This window comes from Acinetobacter sp. YH01003 (assembly GCF_013420525.1).
Lineage (GTDB): Bacteria > Pseudomonadota > Gammaproteobacteria > Pseudomonadales > Moraxellaceae > Acinetobacter > Acinetobacter towneri.
Genome location: NZ_VOXY01000016.1, coordinates 15245 through 31509, shown reverse-complemented (window position 1 = coordinate 31509; position 16265 = coordinate 15245). Strand labels below are relative to the sequence as shown.

The window sequence follows — 16265 nt, the reverse complement described above, 5'->3', positions numbered from 1 at the left end:
GGACAATCTATTCTATTTAGAAGCAGCAACGATCCATTGACTTAATCATTGATAAATACCCCTAATCATTAAAACCTGAAACGCAAGCCTATCGCATATAAGCCGCTCTGCTCGGAATCGGTTGCAGACTGCCAAGCAGTGTGTTGATCACCTTTCGTATACTCATAACCTGCACTGATATACGGCATGATGTTCTTGCTGATTTCATAACGCATTTCCACACCCACAGCTGCGCGGTTGAGTCCTGTTTTTTTCGCATATTTGGCATCATCCTGCAGAATAACATCTACATCTAAATAAGGCTGTGCGATCAATTTCTGAGTCAATAACAGATCCCGTGTGGTTTCCAAACTCAAAGCCGCATATTGATCCTCACCCAAATAAAAATAAGCATCGGTTTCAAAAAAATATGGAGCTAAACCATGTAAGCCAAACACAGCGTCAAACTTATCTTCTCGGTCTGTTTGATGCTCTTGCTGATTCACTTCGTGTCGATAACGCACACCTGCTTGCACATCCCAAAAATCTGAAATCATACGACTGTATAACAACTTGGCATCATATTCAGTCGCTTGTGACTCTTGCTTATCGCTATGAATTTTCACAAACAACTTGTTTTCATCAGTTCCGATACGAGTTTGTAATTTAGATTTGAGCACTCCCTCGGCATGATCATTCACTTGCCATTGCGTATCTAAAGTGCTCACCGCGTACACCTGCGCACCATGTTCTTTACGATGATCGTGTGACTGCGACTCTTGCACGGACGAATCGGATTGATGCGATTGATGCGATTGATGCGATTGATGCGATTGATGCGATTGAGTATCAGCCTGAGCTGCAATTGTTGCAATCTCTGCTGAACTGGCATGTGCACTATGCACCTCTGTCGCTGCTAGCCCAACTGTACTGATGCAGCAGACAGAAATACTTAAAACTGTTTTCGCAAAAAGATTAATGTTGTGCATGTGCTGCTCCTTTTTGCGCTGTCGCTGAAGGGGTTTGAGTGGCTTGAATTGCTGTGGTTGAAAGCGGTTCATTTTCACTCACCTGCGCTACAATCAATTTATTCATCATTCCCGCGCTCATGTGATAGAGCAAATGACAATGTATTGCCCATTCACCTAATTCATCTGCAGTAAGCAGTGCAGTTACAGTTTGACCTGGCGGCACAATTAAGGTGTGTTTATTCGGCATTTCTGCTGCCGTTTGACCATTTTCCAACTGCATAAACATGCCATGTAAATGCATTGGATGTGCCATCATGCTGTCATTGATAAATTTAATCCGAATACGCTCACCATATTTCACCTTGAGTGGTGTGGCATCACTAAATTTCTTACCGTTGATTGTCCAGATATAACGCTCCATCGTACCGCCTAAACGCACGACCAATTCACTGCTTGGTTCACGTGTATCTGCTTGTGGCTGCAGCGATTTCAAATCTTCATAGTGCAAGGCTTTATGCCCCGCGGGTGTAGAAGCATTTGCCCATCCATATACCACCGCATTTTTGTGTTCTGTTGAAGGCATGCCATGTTGTGTATGCGTATTTTCAGACATTGTTGCATGGTTCATCTTGGAATGATCCATTTCCGACATTACCGCATGATTCATCTTGGAATGATCCATTTCTGACATCGCTACATGGTTCATCTTGGAATGATCCATTTCCGACATCGCTGCATGATTCATCTTGGAATGATCCATCTCCGACATTGCTGCATGGTTCATCTTGGAATGATCCATTTCCGACATCGCTGCATGGTTCATCTTGGAATGATCCATATCCGACATCGCTGCATGGTTCATTTTGGAATGATCCATTTCAGACATCGCTGCATGATTCATTTTTGAGTGATCCATTTCAGACATCGTTGCATGGTTCATCTTGGAATGATCATCGCCTGAATGCTCTGTAGCATGCCCCATATCTTGCATGGTGAGTAAAGCACGCGGGCGCGCTGCAGGGAGCTGTAGATTTGATGTTGCAGAATGAAGTTCACTCTGCAAGCTACCCACAGCAAAACCTGAGCGGTCTATTGATTCCGCTTCAATTTGATAATGCGCTGCTTGAGGTTCAACAATCACATCGTAGGTTTCTGCAGTGCCGATACGAAATTCATCCACAGTAACAGGTTTGACTGGCTGACCATCGGCACTGACCACTGTCATTTTTAAGTTTGGAATCCGCACATCATAAAACGACATGGCAGAGGCATTGATAAAACGTAAACGCACTTTTTCATTTGGCTTAAATACACCTGTCCAGTTCTGTTCAGGTGTCTTGCCATTCATTAAAAAAGTATAGCCTGTGACATCGGAAAGGTCGGTTTTCAGCATGCGCATCTGATTCCACATTTTGCGGTCTGACCATGTGGCTTTTAGCCCATCACGCTGTACTTGACGCCAAACATCACCTAAGGTTTCACGCTGATTTTGATAAAACTCGGCTGAAATTTTTAAATCTTTCTGAATTTGATTGCTAGATTTTTCATGAAAATCTGACAGCATCACCACATAATCACGATCTGTGTATTCATGTGCGTTTACGGCTGGCTTGGCTTTAGGATGAATCACCAAAGAGCCGTATAGACCATCTTGTTCCTGACCTTTGGAATGTGCGTGATACCAATAGGTACCACTTTGACGTACTTTAAATTGATAAACAAAATGTCCTTGTGGCTTAATCCCTTGAAAACCATTAAATCCAGGCACACCATCCATCAAACCGGGCAACAATAAACCATGCCAGTGAATAGATGAGTCCTGATTTTTTAATTGATTATTAACGTGAATTACCGCCTCATCGCCTTCTTCAAATTCGAGTGCAGGCGCGGGAAATTGTCCATTGACTGTAATACGTTGAACAGGTTTTCCCGTGATATTGACCGTTTGTTCTGCAATGGTCAGGTGATATTCCTTGACCGCAGCAAATGCAGAACTCGAACACAATGCACAGACTGTTAAAAACAGCGCAGGCTGATAAAATTTAGACATGACTTAATCCTTAAAATAAAACGTAAAAGTGTTTTGAATTCAGGATTAAGCTTTGGGTGGACGTAAAATTTGCTGCCAATGCCCAAGTAAATGTTGAGCTTGATAAGCAGGCAACAGAATATTGACAGATGAAAGTGCTACAGGTTGAATCAGTTCAGGGACTTGCACATTCAACACACTGTTTAAGCTTTGACAATGCAACTGCGCACAGTCCTGACAATTCATCTTTGCAGTAGAAAAATCAGCCGAGCCATAACAATCTGCCGCATTTAAATCGGTATCCGTTGCGGATGTGTGCTGACTGAGATGATGGTTGGCCTTGGCATCATGCCCAGATATATGCTGCTTGGTTTCAGGATGCGTTTGTAAAGCTGTGGTATGACAATCTGGTAAAGATGTCATTTCACTCGCTGCGGTTGCAGAATGTCGAATCTCAGACCCTGCTGCCTGATTTGACATCATCCAATCATGTGCAGGTTTTACCGCAGCACTAACAATACCACTCCACCCTATGACAAATGCCATCAGGACAACAAACCACATTTGTTTGTAGGGTTGAGTCAGCACTAAATAAATTCCTGAGTATGAAAGATGCAGACCTGAACTTGCACAAGAATTGAACATTTTTGCCAAGTACAATCCACAATCTACAATGCACTCAATATAATTCAAGCCCCACTTATACACAATATCTTCTGCATTGAAAAACAGAGTGAATCCGTGCGATTTAAAAGCCAACTAAAACAATCAAGTTATATATTAAGCAACTTATTTTTATAATTAACTGAGTAAATACTCAATAAATTCAGTGTATTTAAAATAAACAAAAAGGATTCGATTGAATCCTTTTTATACTTATTTTGTATAAGTCATAAACAATTGATGTACAAATGTTTATAAATTAATCGGCTTATCCATAGTGTTATCAACATAGATATCCATACGGTTATCTACAAAGTTATCCACAGCATAAGCACTTGTGATTGTAGAAATTTATACTTCGACTGCGCCAACTTTTGCCAATTCAGCACGCATTTCATCAATCACCGTTTTATAGTCTGGCTTGCCAAAAATTGCTGAGCCTGCAACAAACATATCTGCGCCCGCTTCTGCAATTTTACGAATATTGGCAGGTCCCACACCACCATCGACTTCTAAACGGATATCACGACCTGAAGCATCAATGATTTGACGTGCCTGACGTAATTTCTCTAAAGTCATTGGAATGAATTTTTGCCCACCAAAACCTGGGTTCACACTCATGAGTAAAATCTGATCAACTTTATCAAGTACATAATCTAAATAATGCAGCGGTGTAGCAGGGTTAAATACCAAACCCGCTTTTGCCCCGCCCGATTTAATCAGTTGCAATGAACGATCAATATGCTCTGAAGCTTCAGGATGGAACGTGATAATATCTGCGCCCGCTTCCAGAAAATCACCAATCATGCGGTCTACAGGTTTCACCATTAAATGCACATCAATTGGTGCAGTAATGCCATAGTTTTTCAATGCCTTACATACACCTGCACCGAAGGTTAAATTCGGTACATAGTGATTATCCATCACATCAAAATGCACCACATCGGCACCCGCCTGAAGTACATTTTCCACTTCTTCGCCTAGACGAGCAAAATCTGCAGATAAGATAGACGGCGCAATTAAATAAGGCTTGGACATGGGAGAACCTAGCTAAATATTGGGATTGTGGCGCATTATAGCAAAGACTGCTTGGTGTGGTGGATTCTGTTACGATTGGATCATTCAGTTCGATGATTCAGGTCGATCAGCCAATTTGATAATTCTATCTCCGCAACGCTCTGTTGCAGCACTCCACTGTTCTTTCAGTCTGGCTTTGTTATAGTAAAGGTCTTTACTCATTTGAACAAAATGCTGGTTTCAACAGATGATGAACAGTTCTGCCCATATTCAAACAACGCAAGCAAGCCGTATTGCCAAGCGTCTACTCAACCACTGGAAACATAAATTTGACGTTGCAGAAAGCGCAACCCAATACCAAATTATGATGCCAAGTGCCACAATTCTACTTATACCCCAAACACATGAGCTTGTAGTTGAAATTCAGGTAAAAAATACTGAAACAGATTTAAGTTACCTCGAACAAGTCGTGCTTGATCATTTAAGTCGTATGGGACAAACAGAATTGAGCGCGGTTTGGCAACGGTACTAACTGTTTCATGTTAAGGCGCTAAACGCTGCGTTTGTTCAAAATCCTTAACCGCTTGAATACGTTTTTGTGTTGCAGGATGGCTTTGTAAAAAATCCAAAGGGCTTTTGGCGGTGTCTTCACCTGCATCTTCTGCCAAACGCTCCAGAAAATGGGCAAAATGAATGGTTGGAATGCCCTGAGCATGCATCGTATTTAAAGCATAATAATCTGCTTCAGATTCAAAATTACGTGAATAATTTGCCCCCACGAGCGCCACAGGCAAGGTCGAAACTAAATCTGTACCATCTCCTGTAATCGCGAGCAAAATAATACTAAACCCTAAGCTCGATAAAGCCTGTTGCAAGCTGTGTCGTTCTACCAAATGCCCTTGTTCATGTGCCAACACGCCAATGATTTCCTGATCATTCTCCGCCAATTCCACCAATTCATCGGTCAAAATAATGGTGTTATTCGGAATTGCCAGAGCATTCGCGCCTAAGCGATCACCTTGTCGAAACAGCACTTTGGCAGGTGTATCTCCTGCAATAAGCTGTCGATAATCTGTTAGAATTTTCTGCTGACGCGCTGCGGGCAGTTGGCTTGGCGCTGTCATGTCTAAGATATAACGCTCTGCTTCATCACCAATTTGATTTAAGGTGTTCGCAGGCAATTGAAAGGCAACGTATTTGGATGCACTTGGGATGCCCCATTGCACTGTGGCAAATACCATCAACAACACAAAAACCAGACTAAATACAATTAGGCTTGGCGTACGTTCCAATTTCCAAATAGAATGCTGCACCTGTTTATTTCGCAGTTGAAACCATTCAGGCAAGGCTTCGGAAAATTCAATACGTGCATCGTCTTTAAGTTCAATGACAGGTTGAATTTTACCTAGTGCGCCCACCAACATCATGTCTTGATAATGATAGTGTCGTTGTTGCTGTAAATTTTCACCATAACGAATAAGTACCGACTGAGCATCTATAGGAGAGATTTTGGCAGCCCATGGTTTAGACACTACACCATCATAAAATACCACATCCACGATCTGTGCTGCCATCTTCTTCTCCTAGCTTACAGCGATACATCAATATCAAAAATATCACTGAGTTCTTCTGCAAGTGCGCTATGTTCAGCTTGCAGTTTATTGATCATCAAATCTGGATCATTTTTTAAATGTAGACTTAAAGACTCAACCTGATAGCGATATAAACGAATGGCTGCCCATGGGGTCATTAAACCCAAACTCAGAACTTTCACAATCCAATTGGTCACCACAATCCAAGTATAGTGCCACTGTCCGCAATCGGTCTGAAATTCACTACGACTGATACTGGTATTGTTCCATGTGGTGATAAAAATTCGCGCCGACATTAGTGGCCAAATTAAAAATATCCCCAACAGATAAACCGCTAAAAATAACCAAACCAACTGCGCAGGATTACGACTCAACTGTCCTGCCAAAGTCAACATTATCCCGACAGCAAGCAAAATGCCAAAGAACAAAAAAATAGGCATATACATTGCGCGCATATATGCTGGCCAGTCTGCTTTTAGTTTAAATTTAAGCTGTCCTGCATATAAATGGTCTAGGCAATAACGCTTATACATCCACACTAACACAGGAAAAAATAAGCCCAAAGTAAACAAATTAATTACGATACATTTTAGAAATACCCAATAGGCTTCTTTGTTACTGCCTGAAAAATAAAAACGCGCATTGCCAAATTTACTATTTCGCGCCTTGAAACGGATGGTCGCTCGAATCAACCACGGCACAGCCAAATATAAAGCCACCACGCCAATAACCATGGCTTTGACTGAATAATTGGAAACCACCGAGATCGCAACATAAATTCCAATGGCAATTAAACGTCCCAATAAAATTTTATGTGGGATGCCTGTAAAATCAAAACGACGTTTGATTAATTCGGTATTGCCATAAAAATAGCGCAAACGACGTACTTTTGCCCACGGTGCATACAGCCCAAAGGTCACGATCATCAACAAAATATTGACAATCCAAATACCAAAATACTCTGAGGCACTACCATGAAACTGAAAATGATGAATCCGTCCAAGTAATGGATTCCGTGCGGGTGGCGTCGTAGGCTCCGCTGCAAAAAAGGGGGAAGATGGCATTGCTTGTTGTGGTGAATCCCATTCTGAATTGTGCATGTGATGCCTTATTTATTTTATTGTGCGGTCGTTATTTTACCCAGACACTCAAACCCAAATGAGCAATCTTTCCAAATGGTAAAAAAGCAAGTGTTCACCATTCTAATAAAAAGTGAACAACTTGCCTAGAAAAGTTTAAAAATCAATGCGTAAAATTGAGTACTTGGCTTAGTCCGCTTGCAATTGTACCGCATGGAATTGCAAATGCTGATCTATAAAGCTTTGAATGAAATAATAGCCATGATCATAGCCTGCATGTTCCCGCAAACTCAATTTTTGCCCAACCGCATCGCAAGCTTGCTGAAATAATGCAGGATTGAGCTGACTATAAAATTGATCTTTCAATCCCTGATCAATCAAAATTTCACTGAACAATGCACCTTTGACCTGCACCAAAGCAGTCGCATCGTGCTGTAACCATACTTGCTGATCTGTACCTAAATAATTAGAAAATGCTTTTTCACCCCACGGGCATTGGCTTGGCGCACAAATCGGAGCAAAAGCAGACACGGATTTAAATTTTTCAGGATATTTAAACGCGAGGGTCAATGCACCATGACCGCCCATACTGTGCCCCATGATGCCAACGTGCTGTGCCTGAATTGGGAACTGTTGCAGCACCAATTGATAAAGCTCATCGGTGACAAAAGTTTCCATTTGATAATGTGCCGCCCACGGTGCTTGTGTCGCATTGATATAGAAACCTGCCCCCTGTCCAATATCCCAATGGTCGCCTTTGGCAACAGCTTCGCCACGCGGTGAAGTATCTGGACTAATCAAAATCAGTCCCAATTGCGCTGCCATGTGCTGCGCATGTGCTTTAATCGCAAAGGTTTCTTCGTTACAGGTTAAACCTGCCAAATAAAATACCGCAGGACAAGCCTGCCCCGCCAAAGCTTGTTCTGGTAAAAAAATGCCAAACTGAGTTTCAGTCTGTAAAGCATTGGAATGAAAACGATAAATTCGTTGCTCACCCTCAAAACAGCGGTTGTTCTGAATTAACTCCATCACCCTCTCCTCTTTGGCTTATTGAACAGATTGCGCACTCAATTGAATTTCAGCCGATGTTGCAACACTTTTTTGAGGAAACAAACGCTGCTCTAATTGTGGCAACATCAATTCCATATTTTTACCCATCGCCCATTGTGGCTCTGAAGGTTCAAAACCTTGCGCTTGCTCCCATTTCGCCACAGTCACTTTGGCTTCATTAAAAGCATTAGCAAAAGAGTTTTGTTCACGCATAGCCTGATCAAAAAAGGCACGACCAAAATAAGTATAATCAGCTTCGTTTGAACAACCAAACGACTCACGATCTGCTGCCGATGCAGTAATCACTAAGGTATTATCATCTTGCAAAGCAGATACAAAGCTACCTGAATAACAGGCCGAAATGACGATCACACGCCAACGAATACCCGATTTATCCAAAGTATCGCGTAACCATTTCGGATCGACCTGATTTAAGTCAAGTGGTGCATTTTCAATTTCAAAATGATCTTTTAAACCGTGTGAGGTCATATATAAAAACAGCACATCACTTTCACGGTTCATGCGTTGTCCAATACGGCGCAGCGCTAATTCAATACTAGTTTGTGAAGCAATTGGAATTACATTGCGGGTCATTGGGTTATTAATTAACACCATCGAACGCCCAAAAGTACCAAAACGGGTATCAAACTGTTCACGAATGCGCTCAATTTCAGACATAAATACGTCTTGATAACTCGCCCCTGCAACACCTAAAAAGTACCAATGCGATTGAGCAAATTCCCCATATTGAATACTGTCTAAAGCTTTATTGAGTACACGACTTTGTGCATAGAAAGCTTCTTCGCTTAGACTTGGTGGAACTTCTTCTACTTTCCAAATGGGCTGACTTTTCACTGACATTTGCCAAACTACCAAAGTGAATAAGGTCGCCAAAACAATCAGCGCACGTTCCCACCACGGCCAATGCAATTCACGTGAAAACACCCATACCACTGCCAAACTTTGCCAAACAAATAGCACCATAAAAATGGTAGGCAAATAGTCATATAACACATACGGCAAGACATCCATCATGCCCATGTATTGAATCAAGCTTTGTAATAATGCAACGTGAGTATCTAATACCAACCACAACAAAGCAGGTACTAACAATAAACGCGGGTTATTGACACGCTGAGAAAGAATAATTCCGACAATTAAGGCAATAAAGGGCCACAAGGCATAACTGACCAAACCTTGTGGGTTAAATTCACCCACTTCTCCCGCGACCAACCAACTGAATAAGGTATTGGCAAGACCACCTAAAATCCCCCAAAAAATCAGTTGTAAGATAGAAGGACGAATAATTTGCAAAGAGCGTCGCGAACCCAAAAATAACCAAACGCCTGCGGCTTGGTTGCTTTTAAAATCGTGCCAAAAATTAATGGAGGGTTTGAAGTCAATCATAGGATTCTGTTAATCGCAGCTCGCGTTTCCACACTCCAAGTTTATGCTTGTCGTCGTAATTATCAATTGTCAATTTTAACTATATAACAAATCTTTGCGCATTATAGAAGCATTGAACGCCTTGCCACTGCTTTAGTGGTAGAAATCTACCCATTGTTCAAATTTGCTTGGAAATAAGCATCAAATCGGCAAGCATCGCCCTGCCATTGATGTGTAGTTTCCTGCCCCGCCAAAAACACCGCCAAACGTGGACGCTTCACCACAACACGTTTGGCAATTTGCTGTGCTAAGCTTAATAAATGATCACCCAAATCCATTTCACCATCTTCAGGTAACAACAAATGTAATAACTGCATTTGTTTTTTGACTTGAGCCTGCTTTTTCTGCGCCTGTTGATGTTGATCTCGCTGCGGAAACATCGGATCTAAATACACCACATCAACCACTTTACTCTGCGCTATACAGTCACGTAAATAATCTGCTGAATCTGTAAAAACCAACTGGATACGGGCAACAACACTTGCTAAAAAAGGATCATCTGCGGCTTGGCGTTTAGCATCCTCCAACAAAGTAAAAAGAATAGGATGACGCTCCAACAACGTGACCTGAGCACCCAAGTGTGCCATGAGTAAGCTGTCGTGTCCTAATCCTGCCGTAGCATCAATTAGGCTTGGTTTTTCCGACAAATTACAGGCACGAGCAATCATTTCCGATTTTAAAGAGGCACGTTTCAATCGCCCAACTTCAGCTTTCCAATCGGGTTGCATTTTCATACCATTGGCACACAACCACAGCCCTTCAGCATCTACACACAATGCCAACTCAGGGTTCAAACGCAAAAAACGCGCATTGAGTTTTTCTACTGTTTCAATGCACGTTTGCACGCCTCTAGACAAAAGCACAGCAGAATAATGCTGTGCTTGAGTGAGCCACTCGGCTTCGGTATATAAGCGAAGTTCGCTTACCATAGTTTCCAGCCTGTGAATGCGAACAATAAAATGATTAAACCTGAAGCAATACGATACCAAGCAAAAATCATAAAATCACGTTTCGCCACATAAGCCACCAATGCACGGATCAGCAAAAGTGCGGAAACAAAAGAGACGATGATCCCGAAGCTGAGTACGGTCCAATCTTCAGTAGTTTGGAATACATCATAGCTTTGATATAAGTCGAGCAAGCCTGCGCCAATAATGACAGGAATCCCCAAAAAGAAGGAAAACTCAGTTGCTGCTTTTCGCGACACACCCAAGAACATCGCACCAATGATGGTTGCACCTGAACGCGAAGTCCCCGGAATCAGCGACAATACCTGAATTAGACCAATCCAAATAGCATCTCGATAAGTTAGGTCTTCAACCTCATGGGCACGTACTTGCAGTGGATGTTTTTCAATCCACATAATGATAAAGCCACCAATAATCAAACCTATCGCCACGGCAACATCATTAAAGAGTAATTCTTTTACAGTCTGCCCAAAGGTCAATCCAATCAAAATAATTGGAATAGATGCCATGATCAGACCAAAGCCCAAGCGACGACCTTTTTCTTCGCCTGTAAACATGCCCGTAGCTGCGCCCCATAGACGTGTCCAGTACTCATAAATGACCGCTGCAATTGCCCCCATTTGAATGGCAATCACAAATACATCACTTTTTTCTTTGGTCCAAAAGTCCATCAGCTCTGCAGCGAGAATCAAATGTCCTGTGCTAGAAATGGGTAGAAATTCGGTAATCCCTTCTACAATACCCATAATTGCCGCTTTGAGCAGCAGTAAAAGATCCATAAATAACCCTAATTATGCCTTGCCTTGTTCTGGAATTTTTTTCCAAGCATTGTCACGTAAATAGACAGGCAATGCTTGTTCTGCGCTGACCCATTGCTGTTGCTGTGCACAGACGCGTGCAATAGTAGCAATATCTTGTGCGGTTGCACTTAAGCCTTTGTATTGTATTTGTTCTTGATCAATGAGACCTGCACCAGAACCGACCAATTGAAAGCGTACCGCCTGTGCAGCATCGCTATAATTCAATAATTGTTCCTGATCAACCGCCTGCATAATTCCTTGTGCATCTAGCTCATAACTGGCGATATACACTTCATTCATGCGTGCATCCAACACAGCGGTAACTGCAGTTAATCCTTCAAGACGATAAGCCGCCTGCGCCAATGCCTGCAAAGTCGATACAGGAATTACAGGCACATCATGCGCCCACGCCAAAGCTTGCGTGACTGCCGCATTAATTCGCACACCGCTAAAAGAACCCGGGCCACGGCTAAAGGCAATTGCAGTCAGATCAGCCGTACTAATTTGAGTTTCAGCAAAGCCTTGCTCAATCATCGGTAAGATGGTTTGCGTTTGTGCTTTTGCTCGCGCATCTAATTGAAAAAAGAGTTCCTGTGTTTCATCTACAATCGAAACGGAACACTGCTCATTGGCAGTTTCCAATGCCAGCAATTTCATGCACAACCTTCAAGGAGTAAATATCAAAAATTGGCGTTATGATACTCCACTCCTGAAATTCACGCGAGGATTTACATGCCTTAGATTGCAATTCCTGAGTATAAAATTCTATGTAATTACAGCTAAAAAATGCGTTTGACTAAACGATGCAAATTCTATTTTAGAGTGTTGCAGGCTCTAGGTTTACAAAATGCTGAAAATGTTCAGCATAGTGCAGCGCACTCATTTTTAAACGTGCTTCTGCAGACTCATCCAAAGTCTTAACCACTTTACCGGGAGAACCCATCACCACAGAATTATCGGGAATCACTTTCCCTTCAGGAATTAAAGCATTGGCACCAATAATACAGTTTTTACCAATCACCGCATGATTCAGCACCACTGCATTAATACCAATCAGGGTGTTATCGCCCACGGTACAACCATGTAACATCGCCAGATGTCCAATAGTCACATAATCACCAATCTGCATTTCAATACCTGCATCGGTGTGCAAAACAGCATTTTCCTGAACATTACTAAAATTACCCAATTTGATTTTACTGTTATCGGCACGTACCACAGCCCCAAACCAAATACTAACTTTCTGTCCCAACTCAACCTGACCAATGACCGTGGCATTATCCGCCACCCAACCATCCCACGGTTGCTGCATTGCTTTCGGGGCATATCCTTTAAATTTATACAACATGGTTCCTTCCTATCTTCACATCAAAATTTTTCTATTTCTTAAATGTTGGTGAATTTAACAAAAACGGCCATTCTTTACGATAATCCAAACCATATTCAAATAAAGACACCAACATCCGCGCTGTTAAGCCCCAAACCACTTCATCTTCAACCTGCATACTCGGAAAATATAATTTTTGTTGTGCAAAGCTCACTTCATACGGCGTTGGTGGCGCTTCCATTAAATGCTGCAAAGAGGCAAAAAAGATCCGATCAATTTCTGAAGGTTGTGGAATTAATTCTACTTTTGGAGGAATCAGCCCCACCACAGGCTTAACCAACATTCCATTACGGGCTTTTTGCATTGGCAAGTCACCAATCAACTGCACTTCAAATGGATTTAATGCGGTTTCTTCCTGCGCTTCACGCAATGCCACCACAATATTACTGGTATCTTGCGGATCGCGTTTGCCACCAGGGAAAGACACCTCACCCGCGTGATTATTGAGTAAGGTAGAACGGCGGGTTAGCAATACCTTTGGATCAGACTCGTCGGTAATGGCAATCAATACCGCTGCATGCGCTTCCATGAACGTTTTAGAAAAGCGCAAACGTTGCTGTAATAGATGCGTGAGCGAATGATCAATCATGCCTTATAATTCTCCTTGTCTAAGTTTTCATCATAGCTGAAATAGGTGGGCAATAGATAGAGAGGATGCCAAAGTTGAAATTTTCAGTTATTCTGAGAACTCCCTTCAACAATGACGATCACTATGAACTTTTGTGGAAATTGTGGACAAAAAACAACAACGAAAATTCCGCTTGGCGATCAGCAATTACGTCAAGTGTGTAGCGCATGTGGCAATATTCACTATGTCAATCCAAAAGTCATTTGTGGTGCATTGGTCGTTTGGGAAAATAAAGTATTGTTGTGTCGTCGTGCAATTGAACCACGCTATGGTTTGTGGACTTTACCCGCAGGCTATATGGAAATGTTTGAAACCATGGAGCAAGGTTCTGCCCGTGAAACCCGCGAAGAAGCCGAAGCGGAAATTGAAATCGAACAACTTTATTGCATGTATAACATTCCACGGATTGGGCAAATTTATGTGCTGTTCAAAGCTCAATTGTTGAATGGTCAATTTGGTGCAGGTGAAGAAACCATCGAATCACGCTTGTTTAGTGAAGATGAAATTCCGTGGTCTGAATTGGCTTTCCCAAGTGTAGAACGTACTTTACAACACTACTTTGCAGATCGAAAAAACAATCATTTTACGACCCACTTAGAAACCTTAGGTTCACGTACAGATCATACGGGTTAAAAACCCCACATGATGTTCATTTGAATCAAGCTAAAATTCGAATAATAAATAGCCCACTCTAAAGTGGGCTATTTTCATCACTATGTCACCTAAAATTAATGCTAAATACGCACTTTATTTGGGTTATAACACTCAGCAACATCTAGACTTACAGCTCCACCTTGGGCTTTCACCAAAGCTTTATCTGCATCAGTTGCTAAAGCAGGGTTTTGAGCCACGTAAGTTGCAAGTTGCGCATGATAAATATTGCTCCACTTCACTGTTGAGCCATTGAAATCAGACAATGTAATACGTGTAGAGTTGGCTGCAACTAAATTGCCAATATTGGCACGTGCACCGCCCACCACTTGACCATTTCCACCTTCAACCGCTTCAATTTTGGTATTCAAACCAATGACTGCGCCATCAAGTTTATGAAATTTTGGATTGGCTAAAATCATACGTAAAGTGACTGCTTTATTGTCGATATCGGTTGCACCTAACACACCTATACGGTATTGCTGCACACCATTTGTATCAACATATTCAGCACCAGACTGACGAATTGCTGCACACTGACCAGACATATCGGTTTCTGTGGCATTTGGTGCTATATCTGTACGAATATTGCCATCCTCATCTAAAACAACACCTAATTTGATGCTATCTGTAGTCGTTCCGCCATCAAAATTAAAGGTCAAGGTTGCATAAATTGGGAAAATATAGCGACTGCCTAAAGGTACATTTTTCTGGGTTTTAAAAACGCGATTATCCAAAAAGTTCACAGAAAAGAATTTATAGGCATCAAAAGAACCTTTGAACTGATCGGTACCTATGGTTTGTTGCCATTGACCATAATCTGCAGGATTCGCTGTTGTAGATTTGGTCAATAATTTATAAAAACCTTCCGTGCCTGCAATTAAATAATCATTAAACACCTTACCTTGGGTAATTTTAAAATCATCAGCCGCATTGTCATTCACACTAAAACGGAATGGCCCCTGAATGCGTTTATTCAATGGGTTGACCCATGTGGTTTGTGCTGCTGCTACCATACGCTCAGGACGTACTTTACGAATCAATTCACCACTCACCGTTAAAATTGGGTTGGTCGTGTTTGCAGACACCGCACCTTTCCATTGCATACCATAACCGAAGGTATATCCAGAACGGTCTGTGATTAGTTGATATTGCCCAATGAGGTGTTTCAAATCTGCGACCGTAGATTTACAGTCTGCCAAATTACAGCCATATAAACCTTGTGGTAATTGTGAATCTTCTTTGGCTAAAATTGGATAGTTAGCTTGATAAGATGCCGAGTTATTCATGTAAACCAAGGTGTTTAATGCTTGATAAGCATCATCTTGAGATACCTGTGACACATCTACCCACGGGCGTAAAATACTGGCATAAGCCCCTGAACGATAGTCACCAACCTCAACGGACTCAGCAATATTTGCCAATTGTTCTTTTTTGAGTGTCGTAATCGTTAAAGGCTGAATATCACCTGCAATGGTTCCTCCACCTTCAACAGAAAGTGCTTGTAGCAAGCGTACAATTGCAGTCGCGACCTGTATCGTTTCGTCACTACTACTTAAACTCGTTGCTTGGCGTCCTGTTAATCCACGTGCCATATCTAACACACTTAAACGTGGATAACCCGCACCTGCAGTACTGACCATTCCAATATCAGACAATGATACTGTCCCTAAATCAATATATTGATTGGTCTTTTCCTGAATAAAGAAGTGGACTTTATCTCCTTCACTACATTTACCTGTTGCCGCATTACTTTTCGGCTCAATCATGGTGATGTAGGTTTTACTGGTATCACTGCTACAGGTAAAATTCAAACCATCCACAGGATAATCCAATGCAAATTCCACGCAGTTTTTTGCTGTACTGGCACAACTCCCGTTGATATACGCCACAGCATTAGGCTCTGGATTAATATTGGCACTTTCTCCACCACAGCCACTCAATGCCGCCATCAATGCTGTCGTTGCAAAAGGTAAAATATGTCTTGTTTTCATCCTGAATTCTC

Annotated in this window: 16 protein-coding genes; 2 read left to right on the top strand and 14 right to left on the bottom strand. The window is 41.9% G+C overall.

Annotated elements, in window-relative coordinates:
* Positions 1–68: 68 nt before the first annotated feature.
* From FTT70_RS11530 to rpe, 4 genes are all read right to left on the bottom strand, one after another.
* The gene (locus tag FTT70_RS11530; protein WP_180168639.1) at positions 69–968 is read right to left on the bottom strand and encodes a copper resistance protein B; all 900 of its coding nucleotides are present in this window, start codon (positions 966–968) and stop codon (positions 69–71) included.
* Complete coding sequence (locus FTT70_RS11525; protein ID WP_004975248.1) at positions 955–3000, bottom strand: multicopper oxidase domain-containing protein; 2046 nt, start codon at positions 2998–3000, stop codon at positions 955–957. Before FTT70_RS11525 ends, FTT70_RS11530 begins: the two co-directional genes overlap by 14 nt.
* A gap of 45 nt (positions 3001–3045) precedes the next feature.
* Positions 3046–3567, bottom strand: a complete 522-nt coding sequence (locus tag FTT70_RS11520) for a hypothetical protein (RefSeq protein ID WP_004975247.1) — start codon at positions 3565–3567, stop codon at positions 3046–3048.
* A 426-nt stretch (positions 3568–3993) separates the two neighbouring features.
* Positions 3994–4680, bottom strand: coding sequence for a ribulose-phosphate 3-epimerase (rpe, locus tag FTT70_RS11515; protein WP_178867928.1), 687 nt, complete (start codon positions 4678–4680; stop codon positions 3994–3996).
* A gap of 229 nt (positions 4681–4909) precedes the next feature.
* On the opposite strand from rpe, the gene FTT70_RS11510 reads away from it, so the two are divergent.
* Complete coding sequence (locus tag FTT70_RS11510; RefSeq protein WP_026438437.1) at positions 4910–5191, top strand: DUF2218 domain-containing protein; 282 nt, start codon at positions 4910–4912, stop codon at positions 5189–5191.
* Between the two features lie 10 nt (positions 5192–5201).
* Here FTT70_RS11510 and FTT70_RS11505 read toward each other — a convergent pair whose 3' ends face one another.
* From FTT70_RS11505 to FTT70_RS11465, 9 genes are all read right to left on the bottom strand, one after another.
* Positions 5202–6233, bottom strand: a complete 1032-nt coding sequence (locus FTT70_RS11505; protein WP_180168638.1) for a M48 family metallopeptidase — start codon at positions 6231–6233, stop codon at positions 5202–5204.
* 14 nt (positions 6234–6247) lie between these two features.
* Entirely contained in the window at positions 6248–7351 is a 1104-nt protein-coding gene (locus FTT70_RS11500) for a YjgN family protein (RefSeq protein ID WP_131261911.1), read from the bottom strand.
* Positions 7352–7519: 168 nt separating this feature from the next.
* Positions 7520–8359, bottom strand: a complete 840-nt coding sequence (fghA, locus tag FTT70_RS11495) for an S-formylglutathione hydrolase (RefSeq protein WP_154320404.1) — start codon at positions 8357–8359, stop codon at positions 7520–7522.
* Positions 8360–8377: 18 nt separating this feature from the next.
* Entirely contained in the window at positions 8378–9787 is a 1410-nt protein-coding gene (locus tag FTT70_RS11490; RefSeq protein ID WP_104852429.1) for a C13 family peptidase, read from the bottom strand.
* Between the two features lie 146 nt (positions 9788–9933).
* The gene (locus FTT70_RS11485; protein WP_180168637.1) at positions 9934–10755 is read right to left on the bottom strand and encodes a class I SAM-dependent methyltransferase; all 822 of its coding nucleotides are present in this window, start codon (positions 10753–10755) and stop codon (positions 9934–9936) included.
* A complete protein-coding gene (locus FTT70_RS11480) occupies positions 10749–11573 on the bottom strand; it encodes an undecaprenyl-diphosphate phosphatase (protein ID WP_180168636.1) in 825 nt (274 codons plus the stop codon). Before FTT70_RS11480 ends, FTT70_RS11485 begins: the two co-directional genes overlap by 7 nt.
* A gap of 12 nt (positions 11574–11585) precedes the next feature.
* Positions 11586–12251 carry a tRNA (adenosine(37)-N6)-threonylcarbamoyltransferase complex dimerization subunit type 1 TsaB gene (gene tsaB, locus FTT70_RS11475; RefSeq protein WP_180168635.1) on the bottom strand — a complete coding sequence of 222 codons (666 nt, stop codon included), beginning with the start codon at positions 12249–12251 and terminating at the stop codon, positions 11586–11588.
* Positions 12252–12411: 160 nt separating this feature from the next.
* A complete protein-coding gene (locus tag FTT70_RS11470) occupies positions 12412–12942 on the bottom strand; it encodes a gamma carbonic anhydrase family protein (RefSeq protein ID WP_131261917.1) in 531 nt (176 codons plus the stop codon).
* Between the two features lie 31 nt (positions 12943–12973).
* Complete coding sequence (locus FTT70_RS11465) at positions 12974–13570, bottom strand: CoA pyrophosphatase (RefSeq protein WP_004975226.1); 597 nt, start codon at positions 13568–13570, stop codon at positions 12974–12976.
* A 123-nt stretch (positions 13571–13693) separates the two neighbouring features.
* Here FTT70_RS11465 and FTT70_RS11460 point away from each other — a divergent pair, with 123 nt between their 5' ends.
* Positions 13694–14242, top strand: a complete 549-nt coding sequence (locus FTT70_RS11460; protein WP_026438436.1) for an NUDIX hydrolase — start codon at positions 13694–13696, stop codon at positions 14240–14242.
* Between the two features lie 101 nt (positions 14243–14343).
* Here FTT70_RS11460 and FTT70_RS11455 read toward each other — a convergent pair whose 3' ends face one another.
* Positions 14344–16254, bottom strand: coding sequence for a flagellar protein FilF (locus FTT70_RS11455; RefSeq protein WP_131261918.1), 1911 nt, complete (start codon positions 16252–16254; stop codon positions 14344–14346).
* Positions 16255–16265 lie beyond the last annotated feature (11 nt).

Coding starts and splice junctions, on each gene's coding strand:
- FTT70_RS11530 (WP_180168639.1), bottom strand. CDS start 968: ATGCACAACATTAATCTTTTTGCGAAAACAGTTTTAAGTATTTCTGTC.
- FTT70_RS11525 (WP_004975248.1), bottom strand. CDS start 3,000: ATGTCTAAATTTTATCAGCCTGCGCTGTTTTTAACAGTCTGTGCATTG.
- rpe (WP_178867928.1), bottom strand. CDS start 4,680: ATGTCCAAGCCTTATTTAATTGCGCCGTCTATCTTATCTGCAGATTTT.
- FTT70_RS11510 (WP_026438437.1), top strand. CDS start 4,910: ATGAACAGTTCTGCCCATATTCAAACAACGCAAGCAAGCCGTATTGCC.
- FTT70_RS11505 (WP_180168638.1), bottom strand. CDS start 6,233: ATGGCAGCACAGATCGTGGATGTGGTATTTTATGATGGTGTAGTGTCT.
- FTT70_RS11500 (WP_131261911.1), bottom strand. CDS start 7,351: ATGCACAATTCAGAATGGGATTCACCACAACAAGCAATGCCATCTTCC.
- fghA (WP_154320404.1), bottom strand. CDS start 8,359: ATGGAGTTAATTCAGAACAACCGCTGTTTTGAGGGTGAGCAACGAATT.
- FTT70_RS11490 (WP_104852429.1), bottom strand. CDS start 9,787: ATGATTGACTTCAAACCCTCCATTAATTTTTGGCACGATTTTAAAAGC.
- FTT70_RS11485 (WP_180168637.1), bottom strand. CDS start 10,755: ATGGTAAGCGAACTTCGCTTATATACCGAAGCCGAGTGGCTCACTCAA.
- FTT70_RS11480 (WP_180168636.1), bottom strand. CDS start 11,573: ATGGATCTTTTACTGCTGCTCAAAGCGGCAATTATGGGTATTGTAGAA.
- tsaB (WP_180168635.1), bottom strand. CDS start 12,251: ATGAAATTGCTGGCATTGGAAACTGCCAATGAGCAGTGTTCCGTTTCG.
- FTT70_RS11470 (WP_131261917.1), bottom strand. CDS start 12,942: ATGTTGTATAAATTTAAAGGATATGCCCCGAAAGCAATGCAGCAACCG.
- FTT70_RS11465 (WP_004975226.1), bottom strand. CDS start 13,570: ATGATTGATCATTCGCTCACGCATCTATTACAGCAACGTTTGCGCTTT.
- FTT70_RS11460 (WP_026438436.1), top strand. CDS start 13,694: ATGAACTTTTGTGGAAATTGTGGACAAAAAACAACAACGAAAATTCCG.
- FTT70_RS11455 (WP_131261918.1), bottom strand. CDS start 16,254: ATGAAAACAAGACATATTTTACCTTTTGCAACGACAGCATTGATGGCG.